Below are 14,035 nucleotides of genomic sequence, written 5' to 3'. Positions count from 1 at the left end.
CCATGTCCTGGTTCCCCCGCTCCACCAGGGCGACCGTGGTCTACTGGGTCGCCCGCGTCGTCGTGCTGCTGCCGATGCTCTACTTCGTCTTCATGGCGATGGCGTCGCTGGCCTGTTTCAGCGACTCGTGCCGGGACCCGGGACACCGGATCAGCTACGCCCTGGTCGCCACGGTCGTCTCCTTGCTGCTGGGCTGGACGCCGAACGCCGCGGTCGCGGTCCTGCAGCGCGCCGGGACGGCACCGGCCACGACGCGGGTCGTCGCGGTCCTGGCCGCCTACACCGTGCTGGTGTGGGGTGTGTTCACCGCGTTCATCGTCTACTTCATCAAGGCGACCGGGGTCTGATCCGCAATATATCGATGATCGTGGACATGTGCGGCCTCGTGGAGCAGAGTGGGGCGCATGTCCACGAGGCGCACTTTTCTGGTGGCGGGCGCGGCGACAGCCGCCGGTGTCGCCGCTTCCGCCGCTCCGGCCCGAGCCGCGGCACCCGACCGGGAACTACGCAGGATCCTCAAGGAGATCGATCCGGCCCGGATCGAGGCGATCGTCCGCAAGCTGGTCTCGTTCGGCACCCGGCACACCCTGTCGGTCCAGGACGATCCGGTCCGTGGCATCGGCGCCGCCCGTGACTGGATCTTCGCCGAGCTGACGAGGTACGCCGCGGCCAGCAGCGGCCGGATGACCGTCGAGCTCCAGTCGTTCATCCAGCCGGTCTCGCCGCGGGTGCCGGTGCCGACCCGGATCACCAACGTCGTCGCCACCCTGCGCGGGAGCGTCACGCCCGAGCGGATCTACGTGGTGACCGGCCACTACGACTCGCGGGTCACCGACGTGATGGACGCGGTGAAGGACGCCCCCGGCGCCGACGACGACGCGTCAGGGGTGGCCGTGATCATGGAACTGGCCCGGGTGCTGGCCACCCGCGAACCGGAGTCGACGCTGGTGTTCGCCGCGGTCGCCGGCGAGGAGCAGGGCCTCTACGGCTCCGACCACATGGCCCAGCAGTACAAGGACGCCGGCGCCGACATCCAGGCCATGTTCAGCAACGACATCGTCGGCACCGGGAACGCCCACGACGGCACCCGCAACGACCCGCGTACCGTCCGCCTGTTCGTCGAGGGGGTGCCCACCTCGGAGACGGCCGCCGAGGCGAACACCCGCAAGAGCACCGGCGGCGAGAACGACGGCCCGTCCCGGCAGCTGGGCCGTTTCGTCAAGGACGTCGAACCGGACGACATGAACGTCCGGGTGGTCTGGCGCCGCGACCGCTACCTGCGCGGCAGCGACCACATCTCGTTCCTGCTGCGCGGCTATCCGGCGGCGCGTTTCACCGAGCCGCGGGAGAACTTCAATCACGAGCACCAGGATGTACGGGTGGAGAACGGCGTCCAGTTCGGCGACCTCCCGGAGTTCTGCGACTTCGGATACATCGCCCGGGTGGCCCGGGTGAACGCGTCCGCCCTGTGGTCGCTGGCGCAGGCCCCGGGCACCCCGAAGGGCGTGGTCATCGACACCACGCAGCTCACCAACGCGACCACGCTGCGCTGGCAGCTGGGCACGGAGCCGGACCTGGCCGGTTACGAGGTGGTGTGGCGCGAGACGACCGCCTCCGACTGGCAGCATTCCCTGCCGGTGGGCAAGGTCGGCACGGTGACCATCGACCTTTCCAAGGACAACGTCTTCTTCGGCGTACGAGCAGTCGACACCACAGGCCACCGAAGCCCGGCCGCCGCCCCGAAGCCGTCGAGCTGACCGCTCTCAGCGGGGCCGGGCGCCGTGCTCTCGGCCCGGCCGGGTGCCGTGCTCTCAGCGGGGCCGGGCGCCGTCCAGGGCGTTGTCGACCAGGGCGATCGCGAACTGTTCGGTCAGCGGCTCGTCCGGGATGAGCAGGCGGTGGTAGCAGGCGCCCCACAACTGGTCGACGAGCATGCCGAGGTCGAGGCCGGGCCGGAGTTCGCCGCGGTCGCGCGCCTTCTCGAAGGTGGCCAGCGCGAGTGCCCGGCGAGGCCCGGAGTAGTGCCGGGAGAAGGCGGCGGACAGTTCCGGGTCGGTCTGGGCGACGCCGATGAGCCCGGCGATGACAGGCCCGGCGCCACCCTGGGTGAGCAGCCGGACGAACGCGCGCATCTGCGCGGTCAGGTCGGCGCGCAGGTCACCGGTGTCCGGGAACTCGAGCTGGTGTTCACTGTGGGTGAAGTAGGCCTCGGCGGCGAGGGCGCCGGCTGACGGCCACCATTTGTAGAGCGTGACCTTGCTGGATCCGGCCGCCGCCGCGACCCGGTCGAAGGTGACCGCCTTGATCCCCTCGTCGAGCAGCAGGTCGGCGGCGGCCCGCAGGACACCGGCGCGGACTTCGGCGGCGGGCCGGCGGCCGCGGCCTCGGCGGGGTGGGGTTTCCGACGTCACGCCGCCACATTAGTGGACAACCTGTTTTTATCGCGATACTTTATATGGACCAAGCGTTCATATAACTGGGAGTCGTGATGACTGAGAACACCCGCGTCGCCATCGTGACCGGCGGATCCGGCGGCATCGGCCGGGCCGTCGCCGAGCGCCTGGCCGCCGACGGCATGGCTGTGGTCGTGCACTACAGCGGCAACGCGGCCAAGGCCGAGGAGGCGGTCAAGGCGATCGTCGCAGCGGGCGGCCGGGCCAGTGCGTTCGGCGGCGACGTGGCCGACCCGGAGGCGATGGCGGGCCTGTTCCAGCACGCCACCGACACGTTCGGCGGCGTCGACGTGATCGCCCACACGGCCGGGATCATGCCGCTCGCGCCGATCGCCGAGATGGATCTGGACACCTTCGACCGCATTCAGCGTACGAACGTGCGCGGCACCTTCGTCATCAGCCAGCTCGCCGCCCGGCAGGTCCGCGCGGGCGGGGCGATCATCAACTTCTCCACGTCGGTGACCCGGCTGCAGATGCCGACCTATGGCGCGTACGCCGCCTCGAAGGGCGCGGTCGAGGCGATGACCCTGATCCTGGCCCGCGAGCTGCGCGGCCGTGACATCACCGCGAACACGGTGGCGCCCGGCCCGACCGCCACGCCGCTGTTCTTCGAGGGCAAGAGCGAGCAGGTGGTCGAGCACATCGCGAGCCTGAACCCGATGCAGCGCCTGGGCACCCCGGAGGACATCGCCGAGGTCACCGCGTTCCTGGCAGGCCCCGGCCGGTGGGTGAACGGCCAGGTCCTCTACGCCAACGGAGGTGCGGCCTGATCGTCGGCGAACCGGCTGACCAGCAGGTCCAGGCGCTCCCGCTGCCAGGCGCCGGGGATGCGGCCGCTGCCGGACAGGACGGCCATGCCGTGCAGCGCGCTCCAGGTGACCTCGGCGGCGAGCCCGCTCTGCTCGTCGCCGGCCCGGAAACAGGCGACGAACTCGTCGAAGCAGGCCCGCATCGGCGCCGGCGTGTCGTCGCTGGCGAACTTCAGGTCGGTCGGCAGGACGAACATGGCCTGATACAGCGCCGGGCGTGCGGTCGCGAACTCCAGGTAGGCGGCGCCGACGGCCCGCAGCGCCGGCCCGGGAGCCGCCAGCCGCGCCCGGCGCAGGTGATCGGCCAGCTCAGCGAACCCGTCCAGGGCGACCGCCCCGACGATGGCGTCCTTGCCCGTGAAGTGGCTGTAGAGCACGGGCTGGCTGTACTCGACCCGCTCGGCGAGCCGCCGCGTGGTCACCGCCTCCCAGCCCTCGGTCTCGGCGAGCTCCCGCGCGGCCCCGATGATCATCTGGTGGCGCTGGGCGCGTTCGCGCTCACGACGCTCGCTGGTGGCGGACATGTGCCGAATCCTAGCAGCGCTAGACTTGCTTGCGTCGATAGCCTAACGTCGCTAGCAGTTCTAGCAACGCTAGTTTCGCGTCTTCGGAGGGACCACCCCATGCTTCTCACCGTCGCCTACGTGCTCACCGGACTGGTCGGCGCCGGCATCTTCGTCATCGGCCTCAACGGGCTCCGGACGCCCCGCGCCGCGGCCGGGTTCGGCATCCCCGGCACGCCGGTCGGCGATCCCGCCTTCCGGTCCTGGCTGCGGGTCAAGGCGGTGCGCGACATCGCCGCCGGCATCTTCACGTTCATCCTGATGGCCGGCGCGACTCCGCACCTGCTCGGCTGGTTCATGCTGGCCGCCACCGGCATCCCGGCCGGGGACGCGCTCATCGTGCTACGCAGCAACGGCCCCAAGGCGATCGCCTACGGCGTGCACGCCTCCACCGCCGCGGTGATGCTGGTGGCCACCGCGATCCTGCTCCTCGGTTGAGACGATGACCAGCCCGGCCGGGTCAACGATCTGATGTCGCGATACTGGTCGTGACCTCGGGTTCCGGATCGCGCAGACCGACACAGTCGTGCTCCCAGAACGTGTCGGAGTAGACGAAGGCACCGGTCATCCACGGCTCGAAAGCCGGCAGCCGGACCACCTGGAAGCCCCCGTCGGTGACCCGCACCGACGGCTTGAGGAAACCGTGCCCGCCGGCCGCCTCGAACCCGAACCGGGAGTAGTAGGCCGGGTCGCCCTCCAGGAACACCAGCGGGACACCGAGCTCGTCGAGCCGCCGCAGACCGGCCCGCACGAGGGCGCCGCCGATGCCCGTGCGCTGCCGTCCCGGGGCGACCGCGAGCGGGCTCAGCGTCCGCACCCGCACCAGCCGCCGCGGGGCGTCGACCAGCGCCCGGCTGAACATGACATGCCCGACGACCTCGCCCTGCTCCTCGGCCACCAGCGACAACACGGACGGATCGTCGCGCCGCAGCGCGTCCACGAGCCGGGCCACGGTGTCGCCGTGCGAACCCCCGAAAGCGGTCCGCTGCACTTCACGTACCGCCGGATGGTCGCGGTCCTCTTCGATGCGAATGTCCATGGGCCGGACCGTAACGACCCGCATTCCGGACGCCAACCGAATAAGTGCGACGATGGGGCCATGACGCCCCGAAAGGTCCATGGTCACTAGGTTCGAGCGGCGCTCCATGCGGGTGACGACATCGGGCACCTCGTCACTGACCGGCACGGCAACATCTGGACCGGCTGGCAGTCCAACGGTGACTGCACCCGCTCGTACGGGTTCATGATCGGCCTGGCCCGCTGGGACCGGACCGGCGGGGAGCCCTGGAATTCCCCTCCCGAAACCTCGCTGAGCGACAGCCGGTCGATCCGGCCGTCGCTCAACACGGGAATCGCGGGTGCGAAAGGCGGCTGAGCGACGGCTCGCGGTCTTGACCGGGGTCCGCGGGCGGTCAACGCACGACGCGGGATCGAACGGTTGCCCACCGAACGGCCGTGGCCCGGCTGCTCAGCGTTGCAGTGGGAGGGCGATCCCGCCGCGGTGGGCCGGGTTCTCGGCCTCGTCGAGCATCGCGGCGGCCACGGTGGCCCGGGTGACGCGGGACGGGAACAGCTGTCGTGGGGCCGCGTCCAGGCCGACGGTCCGCCGGGCCGGTCCGGGCGGGCCGTCGGCGAGGGGCCCGGCGTGGAAGACGGTTCCGCCGGCGGCCCGCACGAGAGCGTCGGCGGCCTCCTTGTCGGCCCGGTCCGGCAGCAGTTTCAGCAGCGTGCGGGTCAGTGCCCCGGCCGCCGCCGCGGACGGCCCGGTGCCGAACGCGCCGAGCCACACGATCCGGCCGGGCCCGGCGGCGGCGACGGCCCGCGCTCCGGCGGCCAGCACGCCCGGCTGGTCACCCTTGGCGACGCCGAGGCCGGAGACGATCACCTCCCGGTCACGGAGAGCGACGGCAATGCCGTCCGGGTCAAAGACATCTGCTCTGGTACGGACGAGGCGCGCCGATTCCGGCAGGGCGATCCGGCGCGGGTCACGGGCGATCGCGACGACCGTGTGCCCGCGGTCGAGGGCCTGCCGGGCCAGTTCGAGCCCGGTCGCGCCGGATGCCCCGAGGACGGTGATCTCCATCCCGTTCACCGCACCGCACGCAGCACGTCGAGCGCGGCCGCGTGCACTCCGGGCGCCGCCGCCAGGTAGCCGTCGCTGGTGACCGCCCACGGTTTGCCGTCGAAGTCGGTGACCACCCCGCCCGACTCCTGGACGATCAGCACCGGCGCGATGTGTGACCGCAGATTGTCGAACTGCCAGTGCACGTCCATCCGCCCGGCCGCGACCTGCGCCAGCTGGTGCCCGACCGGGACCGACGCCCGCACGTACAGCGCGTTGCGCATCATCGCCGCGACGGCGACGCCGGCGCGGTCGGCCCGGTCTGCTTCGCGGCCCGGCCGGGCCTGACCGGTTCCGGTCAGCGCGAGCGTGAGATCGGTCTTGGCCGAAACCTTCAGCGGTACGCCGTCCGCAGTGGCCCCCTGCCCGGCGATCGCGGTGAACGTCTCCCCGGCGACCGGCATGTGCAGGACGGCGAGCACCGGCCGTCCATCGCGGACCAGGCTGACCCCGATGTTCCAGTCGGGCATGCCCTGGACGGCGTTCATGTTGCCGCCGACCGGGTCGACCACCCACCAGTCGCCGTCCGGCATCGGCCCGGAGCCGTGCTCGTCGGACGTCCACTGCGAACCTGGCAGCGCCCCGATCAGAACCGGTCGCAGCGCGGCGGAGACGGCGTCGTCGTTGGCGGCCAGCGCGGCGGCGAGCTCAGGCATGGTCGTCGGCGTCGTGGCCGGGCGGGTGACGAGGTTCGCGGCGGTCCGGACGGCTGCGGTGACGACGGTCAGTAGTTGCTCTTCGCTGCTCATGACTCGACTCTGTGACGCAGAGTGGATTAAGTCCAGTGCAACGTCGTTAGGCTAGAGTTTACCGTCGTGCAATTGGACTTGAACCTGCTCACGGTGCTGGATGCCCTGCTCCAGGAGGGCAGCGTCACCGGTGCCGCCCAGCGGCTGCGGCTCTCCTCCCCCGCGGTCAGTCGCAGCCTCGGCCGGTTGCGACGGCTGACCGGTGACGACATCCTGGTCCGCACCGGGCGCACGATGACCCCGACGCCGTACGCGCTGGCCGTCCGCGACCAGGTCGGTGACCTGCTGCGGCAGAGCCGGCAGGTGCTGGCGCCGAGCCGCGAGCTGGACCTGGCCGGGCTGGACCGGGTGTTCACCCTCCAGTGCCACGACGCGCTGGCGACCGCGCTCGCCCCGGCCCTGCTCGCCGATGTCACAGCTGCGGCGCCGGGTGTGCGGCTGCGGTTCCTGGCCGAGGCGGCCGTCGACACCGACGAGCTGCGGCACGGCCGGGTGGACCTGGAGATCGGCTCGGCGGTGCCGGCGCTGCCGGAGATCCGGCACGAGGTGGTGGGCCACGATCGGTTCGTGGTGGTTCTGCGAGCCGGTCATCCGTACGCCCAAGGGATTGATCTCGAAGGTTTTGCGGCTCTGCCGCATGTGCTGGTGTCGCGGCGGGGCCGCCTGACCGATCCGGTCGACGGCGTCCTGGAGTCGCACGGGCTGCGCCGCCGGGTGCTGGCGACGGTGGGCGCGACCGCGACCGCCGCACACATCGTGTCGCGAAGCGACGCCGCCCTGACCGCCCCGCTGCTGGCCGTGCATCCGCTGGCTTCGGCGTTCGCGCTGGTCACCGTACCGCTGCCGCTGACCGTGCCGGATCCGCCGATCGTCTGCGGCTGGCACCAGCGCTACGACACCGACCCGGCCCACACCTGGCTGCGCTCCCGCGTGCGGGCCGCGATAGTGGCCTGCATCACAGTCCAGGGAGATCCGTTGGTGGGGTTCCGGTCGTCTATCAGGGCGTGAGAGAGAGTCTGGACGCGGCTGACGAGGAAGAACTCGTCCGCCGCACGGCGGCCGGGGATCGGCGGGCGTTCGACGAGCTGTACCGGCGGACGTCGCCCTGGCTTGCCGTGCGGCTGCGGCGGCGGTGTTCGGACGCCGACGTGGTGGCCGACGTGATGCAGGAGACGTATCTCGCGGTGTGGCGGGCGGCCGGGAGTTTCGCCGGTTCGGCGACCGAGGGCAGCGCGGTCGGCTGGCTGTGGACGATCGCGGCCAACCGGATGGTCGACGCGTTCCGGCGGCGGGCGCGGCAGGCGCAGGTTCCGGCCGTGCCGACAGCCGAGACGGTGGCGCCGGCCGCCGAGGACGAGGTGATGGCCGGGCGGGTCGGGCAGGACCTGGAGCAGGCGCTGCTGCGGCTGCCGCCCGAGGTCCGGCAGGTGCTGCGGGCCATGGTGCTCGACGGGCTGTCCGCGCGGGACACCGCGGTGCTGCTGAACGTGCCGGAGGGCACCGTCAAGTCGCGGGCCCGGCGGGCCCGGATCGCGCTGCGGGAGGCGCTGTCGTGAACCTGCATCCTGATGTCGCCGTGCTGGCCCGGTACGCGGACGGCGACCCCGGTCTCGACGAGGCGAGCGTCTGGTCGGTGGAGTCACATCTGGAGTCGTGTGCGGACTGCCGGGCGCGACTGGCCGAACACACCCCGGACGACGTCCACGAGCTGCTCGCGCTGGTCTCGGCCGGGGTCGACCGGGGCATCGCCACCGGGCCGGCGCCCACGCCACGCCGGCGGGTGAGCCGCCGCCGGTTCGAGGTGACGCTCGCGCCGTGGCTGACGATGACCGCAGCCGTGCTCGGGTGCGCTGCTCTGCTGCACGGCCTGTACCCGGACCTGCCCTCCCTGGTGCTGCTGCTCGCCCCGGTCGCGCCGCTGCCCGGGGTGGCGGTGTCGTGGAACCGGCGCACCGACCCGGCCTGGGAGGTGGTCGCCGGCACCCCACGGGCCGGGCTCGGCATGCTGCTGCGCTGTACCGCGGTGGTGCTGGCGGTCGTGATCCCGGTGCTCGCGGTGGCCGGCGCCCGCACCGGGGCGCCGATGGCGGTGCTGCTCACGCCCTGTCTGGCGTTCACCGCGGCGTCGATCGCGCTGGGCACGGTGATCGGGGTGCGGCGGGCGGCGGCCGGGCTGGCCGCGATGTGGGCGGTGGCGGTCGTGGCTCCCAGCCTGGCGACCGCACAGGTGCCCGCGCTGCTGCAACCCGGCGGCACCGCGGCCTGGGCCGTCGCCGCCGTCGCGGCAGCCGGTTTCACCGTCGCCCGAGCCGACCGCTTCCGCCGCCTGACCAGCGGCAACTGACAAACCTGGCAAGCGAGACAGGAGTGAGATGCGAACGATGAGCGCGGCCGAGACCGCCCCGGCCACCTACGCGTGGGCGATCCATGCCGAGCAGTTGCAGGTACGGGCCGGCCGGCACCTGGCCGTCGACGGCCTCGACCTGCGGCTGCAGACGGGAGTGCACGGCCTGCTCGGCCCGAACGGCGCCGGCAAGACCACGCTGATGCGGGCGCTGGCGACCGTGCTGAAACCGTCCGGCGGACAGCTGACCCTGCTGGGCGAGCCGGTCGGCAGCCGGGCCGACCTGCGACGGGTGCGGCGCGGGCTGGGTTACCTGCCGCAGGAGTTCGGGTTCTATCCACGGTTCACGGTGCGGGAGTTCGTCGAGTACATGGCCTGGCTCAAGGAGATGCCGAAGCGGGCGGTTCCGGCGGCGGCGCAGCGGGCGATCGAGCGGGTGGGCCTGACCGCGAAGGCGGACGCGAAGATGAAGACACTGTCCGGTGGCATGGTCCGCCGGGCCGGGATCGCGCAGGCCATCGTGAACGACCCGCAGGTGCTGCTGCTCGACGAGCCGACCGTGGGTCTCGACCCGGAGCAGCGCCTCGACTTCCGGGAGCTGCTCCAGGACGTCGGGGTCGACAGTTGTGTGCTGGTCTCCACCCACCTGGTCGAGGACGTGGTCGCCGCCTGCACCGACGTGGTGCTGGTGAACGAGGGGAAGCTGGTCTTCCAGGGTTCCCCGGAAGCGCTGATGGCGCACGGCGAGGAGGGCGACGCCGGGTTCAGTCCGGCCGAGCGGGGCTATTCCGCGCTGCTGCGCCGCCACCGCGGGGCCGCCGCATGAGCCGGGCGTTCGCGGTGCAGTTCCGCCGTTTCGGCCTGCCGGGGGCCACCGTGCTGCTGCTGGCCGGGGCGGGCCTGCTGTACACCGTCCGCTGGGAGTGGTCGCCCGGGTGGATGTCGCTGGTGATGAGCCAGCGCACGTACCTCATGCTGTCCTGCCCGGTGGCGATCGGCGTCGGCGCCTGGCTGGCCCGCCGCGAGCACCGGGCGAAGGTGGCCGAGTTGTTCGCGGCCACGCCGCGTCCCCGTCACCAGCGGGTCCTGCTGACGCTGGCCGCGGTCGGCGGCGCGGTGGGACTCGCGCAGGTCGCGGTGCTGGTGGTGACCGGGGCGTGGATCGCCTCGACGGCCCGCTACCTGCCCGGCGAGGCGATCGCCGCGGCCGGGGTCGGCGTGCTCGCGGTGATCGCGTCGGCGTGGCTCGGCACGGCCCTGGGCCGGCTGGCGTCCACCCCGGTGACGGCGCCGGTGCTGGCGGTGGCCGGTTTCGCGGCGATCCTCTCGGTCCCGCTGGCGTTCCACGAGGACTGGCAGTCCACGCTCGCCTCACCGGCCTGGGGGATGAACCAGTTCATCGAGTACCAGACGATTCCGGGCCGGGTCAGCGCGGCGCAGGCGATCCTTGCGGCAGGCGTCGCGGTGGCGGCTGCGATCCTGCTGGCCACGAGCCGATGGCGTACGCGTACCGCAGCGTTCCTGCCGATCGTGCTGGGCCTCGCGCTCGCCGTCACGGTGATGCCGCATGACTACGACCGGGTGACCATCGACCCGGTCGCGCAGCAGCCGGTGTGTACCGCCGACACGCCCCGGGTGTGTGTGGCACGGGCGCACGCCGGGCTGCTGGACGAGGTCACCCCGCACGCCCGGCAGGCGCTGGCCCTGCTGGCGAAGCTGCCGGACCCGCCGACCTCGGTCGTGGAGAACACCAACACCTACCTCGACGAGAGCACCATCGTCAGGTACGGCGCGGACACCGTGCCGTTCGACGTGGAGGTCGGCGACGACGGCCACCTGAAGCACCCGGAGTTCCTGCTGGACCGGATGCTGGACTCGGGCGGGGCGAGTGCCGCCGGCTGCCCGAACGGGTTCGACGTGGCGACCGGGATGGCGGCGGGCGCGTGGCTGTCCGGGCGGCAGCCGAGGCCCGACCCGAATGCCGGGACCTACGTGGTCGGGCCGGGCGAGACTCCCCCACCCGGCGACGACGTCGTGGCGACCCGGCTGTGGGAGAGGCTGCGCACGCTGCCGGAGGCGGAGGCGCTGGCCCGGGTGGAGGCGGTCCGCCGGGCGGCCCTGGAGTGCGTCGACGCGCGCGGCCTGCTGGACGGGGACACCCGGTGAGGTATTTGGCGCTGCATCTGCGGTCGCGGCGGGTGCCGGCGGCGCTGGTCGCGGCGGCCGGCGGCACGCTGCTGATGTGGTCGGTGGTGGCCGCGTTCTCGGCGGTTCCCGACGCCGACCCCACGATGGTCGTGCTGCTGGTGCTGCTGCTGGCCGCGTCGTCGGCGCACACCCTCGGCGGCCCCGACGACGCGCTGGAACGCACCGGCGCCCGCCGGTGGCCGCCGCTGCGGGCCGTCCATCTGCTCGTCGCGTTCGCGCTGATCACCGGCCTGGTGCTGGCTACGCTGCCGACCGGCGCCCGGTTCGGTCCGGCCACCATGGTGGTACGGGACACGGCCGGCCTGCTCGGCCTGACCGCGGTGGGCGCGGCGACGCTGGGTGCGGCCCGGTCCTGGTTCGTGCCCCTGGCCTGGACCCTGCCGGCGCTGATGTTCCCGTTCGCCGGCGATTCCGTGGCGGGCCGCATCCTGACCTGGCCGTCCCAGCCGCCCGACAGCCACGCCGCAGCGGTCACCGCAGCCGTCGCCGCGATCGCCGGGCTGGCCGTCTACGCGCTGCGGGGCCCGGCGCTGCGCAACCCGGGCTGATCCGCCCGGCGCCGCCAGGCCCCGCGGACACCCCACCGGCCGTCGCTGAGCACGGTAAAACCGCCCGCATTCCAGTGGTGAGCGACGGCTCGCGGTCTCGACCCTCTCTAGCCGGCGCTTTTGGGCGCCGCCCGGGTGGTCAGGTCGTCGTCGGTGATCGGACGGACCACCCGGCACGGGACACCGACGGCGACCGACATCGGTGGGATGTCGCGGCTGACCACGCTGCCGGCGCCGATGACCGAGCCGTAGCCGATCCGGACGCCCGGCAGGACGACGACGTTGCTGCCGATCCACACCTTGTCCTCGATCACGATCGGTTCGGAGAAGCGCCGGAAGTCCTCGCGCAGGTCCGGGTGGATCGGGTGGCCGGTGGTGGTCAGGGTGACGCCGGGCGCGATCATGACGCCGTCGCCGATGCGGATCTCGACGTCGTCGACGAACGTCAGGTTGACGTTGCCGAAGAAGTCGTCGCCGATGTGCACGTTGCTGCCGAACCCGGCGTGGAACGGCGACAGCAGCACGGTCCGGGCGCCGACCGAACCCAGGATGCGTTCCAACAGGGCCCGCCGCGCTGTCTCGTCGCCGGGGCGGGTGCTGTTGTATTCGAAGATCAGGTCCGCGCGCCGGAGCGGGTTCTGGAACGACGCCTCGGATTCGGTGTAGAGCAGCCCGCTGCGGATCCGGTCCAGCACCTCGTCGTGATCACTCATCGCCACCACTGTAGAGCCCGAGCCGAAGACCGCGAGCCGTCGCTCACGACTGGAATACGAGCGGCTTTACCGCGCTCAGCGACGGCTGGCGGTCCTGGCCGCCACTCGGAGCGGTCGGAAGTTTCGGCGCCGTGCCAGGAAACTTTTGGGCGAGGCGGCGCGCTCACGGCGTACCCGAGCGACTGTCGTAGGGTTTGACCTGGGCTTTTTGCCCTTGAGGATGATCGGAGATCATGTTCGGTATTTCCGTGTGGTTTCCGTAAGTTGTTGACAAGGCGGCAGGTGGCGGGCCACCATCTCGCAATGACGGGCCTCGATGGTCGTCATCCCCCATCACGAGGGCGGCATCTCCCCGCCGGGCCTCGTGGAGCCGTTCCCCGGCCCTTCATCAGGAGGCGCACCCCCATGACCGCAGAACTCCCCCGCCCCGAACGCCACAGACGTGGCCGCATCCGCATGCTGCTCGGCGCCGCCTGCGCCGGCGTGATGGCCGTCGCCGGTGTGCTGGTCGCCGGCACCGCGCACGCCGAAGCGGACCGGACGGTCAGTTCGAACACGACCGGGACGCACAACGGGTACTACTTCTCGTTCTGGAAGGACAGCGGCAACGCCAGCATGACGCTGCGCGCTGACGGCCGGTATTCCAGCAGCTGGGACCGCAGCACCAACAACTGGGTCGGCGGCAAGGGCTGGGCCACCGGCTCGCGTCGCACGGTCACCTACTCGGGCACCTACAACCCGGGCAACAACAACACCTACCTCGCGCTGTACGGGTGGACCCGCAACCCGCTGATCGAGTACTACATCGTCGAGAACTTCGGCAGCTACAACCCGAGCAGCGGCGCCACCCGGATGGGCACCGTCACCACCGACGGCGGCACCTACGACATCCTGCGCAGCCAGCGAGTCAACGCGCCGTCGATCGACGGGACCCAGACGTTCTACCAGTTCTGGAGTGTCCGCCAGTCGAAGCGCAGCTCCGGCACGATCACGATCGCCAACCACTTCGACGCGTGGTCGCGGGCCGGGCTCAACCTCGGGACCAACTTCGCGTACCAGATCATGGCGACCGAGGGGTACCAGAGCGCCGGCAGCTCCGACATCACCGTCCGTGAGGGCAGCGGCTCCGGCCCGACGAGCACCACCAGCCCGCCGCCGAGCGGCAGCAACTGCACGGCGGTGCTGTCGGCCGGTGAGCAGTTCGGCGACCGGTTCAACCTGAACGTCGCGGTCAGCAACGCCACCAACTGGACCGTGACGCTCAACCTCAACGGCGGGCAGAGCATCCAGAACAGCTGGAACGCGTCGGTGAGCGGCACCAGCGGATCGGTGACGGCACGGCCGAACGGCAGCGGAAACAACTTCGGCGTGACCATCATGGCCAACGGCAACTGGACCTGGCCGACGGTCACCTGCCGAACGAGCTGAACACCCCCGTGGGGGGGGGGGCGGGGGGCGGGCCGGGGGGGCGCCCGGGAGGCGAGGGGGGTGCGCAAAACACGAGAACCCGCGAAAGGCAAGGAGAC

General features: G+C 71.8%; 17 protein-coding genes. 11 read left to right on the top strand and 6 right to left on the bottom strand.

What is annotated here, in order from left to right:
• Positions 1 to 2 precede the first annotated feature (2 nt).
• Positions 3 to 347 (top strand): hypothetical protein, encoded by a 345-nt coding sequence (locus AB0E94_RS42250; protein ID WP_360338570.1) that lies wholly within the window; start codon positions 3 to 5, stop codon positions 345 to 347.
• Between the two features lie 57 nt (positions 348 to 404).
• Positions 405 to 1,757, top strand: coding sequence for a M20/M25/M40 family metallo-hydrolase (locus AB0E94_RS42245; RefSeq protein WP_360338567.1), 1,353 nt, complete (start codon positions 405 to 407; stop codon positions 1,755 to 1,757).
• Positions 1,758 to 1,811: 54 nt separating this feature from the next.
• Here the strand turns inward: AB0E94_RS42245 and AB0E94_RS42240 are convergent, their stop codons facing one another.
• Positions 1,812 to 2,411, bottom strand: a complete 600-nt coding sequence (locus AB0E94_RS42240) for a TetR/AcrR family transcriptional regulator (protein ID WP_360338564.1) — start codon at positions 2,409 to 2,411, stop codon at positions 1,812 to 1,814.
• 77 nt (positions 2,412 to 2,488) lie between these two features.
• Here AB0E94_RS42240 and AB0E94_RS42235 point away from each other — a divergent pair, with 77 nt between their 5' ends.
• Complete coding sequence (locus tag AB0E94_RS42235) at positions 2,489 to 3,223, top strand: SDR family oxidoreductase (protein ID WP_360338561.1); 735 nt, start codon at positions 2,489 to 2,491, stop codon at positions 3,221 to 3,223.
• Here AB0E94_RS42235 and AB0E94_RS42230 read toward each other — a convergent pair.
• Positions 3,199 to 3,786, bottom strand: a complete 588-nt coding sequence (locus tag AB0E94_RS42230; protein WP_360338559.1) for a TetR/AcrR family transcriptional regulator — start codon at positions 3,784 to 3,786, stop codon at positions 3,199 to 3,201. The genes AB0E94_RS42235 and AB0E94_RS42230 overlap by 25 nt on opposite strands.
• A gap of 99 nt (positions 3,787 to 3,885) precedes the next feature.
• On the opposite strand from AB0E94_RS42230, the gene AB0E94_RS42225 reads away from it, so the two are divergent.
• Positions 3,886 to 4,263 (top strand): DUF4267 domain-containing protein, encoded by a 378-nt coding sequence (locus AB0E94_RS42225; protein WP_360338556.1) that lies wholly within the window; start codon positions 3,886 to 3,888, stop codon positions 4,261 to 4,263.
• Positions 4,264 to 4,285: 22 nt separating this feature from the next.
• On the opposite strand, the gene AB0E94_RS42220 is transcribed toward AB0E94_RS42225, so the two are convergent.
• The 3 genes from AB0E94_RS42220 to AB0E94_RS42210 all read right to left on the bottom strand — a co-directional run bounded on the left by AB0E94_RS42220 (position 4,286) and on the right by AB0E94_RS42210 (position 6,696).
• Complete coding sequence (locus AB0E94_RS42220) at positions 4,286 to 4,864, bottom strand: N-acetyltransferase (protein ID WP_360338553.1); 579 nt, start codon at positions 4,862 to 4,864, stop codon at positions 4,286 to 4,288.
• A gap of 429 nt (positions 4,865 to 5,293) precedes the next feature.
• Positions 5,294 to 5,908: an NAD(P)H-binding protein gene (locus AB0E94_RS42215; protein ID WP_360338550.1), complete on the bottom strand. Its 615-nt coding sequence runs from the start codon at positions 5,906 to 5,908 to the stop codon at positions 5,294 to 5,296.
• Positions 5,909 to 5,913: 5 nt separating this feature from the next.
• Complete coding sequence (locus tag AB0E94_RS42210) at positions 5,914 to 6,696, bottom strand: inositol monophosphatase family protein (protein WP_360338547.1); 783 nt, start codon at positions 6,694 to 6,696, stop codon at positions 5,914 to 5,916.
• Between the two features lie 66 nt (positions 6,697 to 6,762).
• Here AB0E94_RS42210 and AB0E94_RS42205 point away from each other — a divergent pair, with 66 nt between their 5' ends.
• Genes AB0E94_RS42205 through AB0E94_RS42180 form a run of 6 tightly spaced genes read left to right on the top strand, consistent with a single transcriptional unit; the run spans position 6,763 to position 11,796 of the window.
• Entirely contained in the window at positions 6,763 to 7,704 is a 942-nt protein-coding gene (locus AB0E94_RS42205) for a LysR family transcriptional regulator (protein WP_360338544.1), read from the top strand.
• Positions 7,701 to 8,252: an RNA polymerase sigma factor gene (locus AB0E94_RS42200; RefSeq protein WP_360338541.1), complete on the top strand. Its 552-nt coding sequence runs from the start codon at positions 7,701 to 7,703 to the stop codon at positions 8,250 to 8,252. Before AB0E94_RS42205 ends, AB0E94_RS42200 begins: the two co-directional genes overlap by 4 nt.
• Positions 8,249 to 9,040 (top strand): hypothetical protein, encoded by a 792-nt coding sequence (locus tag AB0E94_RS42195; RefSeq protein WP_360338538.1) that lies wholly within the window; start codon positions 8,249 to 8,251, stop codon positions 9,038 to 9,040. The genes AB0E94_RS42200 and AB0E94_RS42195 overlap by 4 nt, the downstream gene beginning before the upstream one ends.
• A gap of 28 nt (positions 9,041 to 9,068) precedes the next feature.
• Positions 9,069 to 9,866, top strand: a complete 798-nt coding sequence (locus tag AB0E94_RS42190; protein WP_360338535.1) for an ABC transporter ATP-binding protein — start codon at positions 9,069 to 9,071, stop codon at positions 9,864 to 9,866.
• Positions 9,863 to 11,206, top strand: coding sequence for a hypothetical protein (locus tag AB0E94_RS42185; RefSeq protein WP_360338532.1), 1,344 nt, complete (start codon positions 9,863 to 9,865; stop codon positions 11,204 to 11,206). Before AB0E94_RS42190 ends, AB0E94_RS42185 begins: the two co-directional genes overlap by 4 nt.
• Positions 11,203 to 11,796, top strand: a complete 594-nt coding sequence (locus AB0E94_RS42180) for a hypothetical protein (RefSeq protein ID WP_360338529.1) — start codon at positions 11,203 to 11,205, stop codon at positions 11,794 to 11,796. The genes AB0E94_RS42185 and AB0E94_RS42180 overlap by 4 nt, the downstream gene beginning before the upstream one ends.
• Before the next feature lie 107 nt (positions 11,797 to 11,903).
• On the opposite strand, the gene AB0E94_RS42175 is transcribed toward AB0E94_RS42180, so the two are convergent.
• On the bottom strand, positions 11,904 to 12,509 hold the full coding sequence (locus AB0E94_RS42175) for a sugar O-acetyltransferase (RefSeq protein WP_360338526.1): 606 nt from the start codon (positions 12,507 to 12,509) through the stop codon (positions 11,904 to 11,906).
• A gap of 405 nt (positions 12,510 to 12,914) precedes the next feature.
• Between AB0E94_RS42175 and AB0E94_RS42170 the strand changes: the two genes are divergently transcribed.
• A complete protein-coding gene (locus AB0E94_RS42170) occupies positions 12,915 to 13,937 on the top strand; it encodes a glycoside hydrolase family 11 protein (RefSeq protein ID WP_360338523.1) in 1,023 nt (340 codons plus the stop codon).
• Positions 13,938 to 14,035 lie beyond the last annotated feature (98 nt).

The organism is Actinoplanes sp. NPDC026670 (assembly GCF_040638175.1).
In the GTDB taxonomy this organism is placed as follows: Bacteria; Actinomycetota; Actinomycetes; order Mycobacteriales; family Micromonosporaceae; genus Actinoplanes.
The sequence above is the reverse complement of the archived record's forward strand: the minus strand, read 5'-3'. Positions and strand labels throughout refer to the sequence as shown.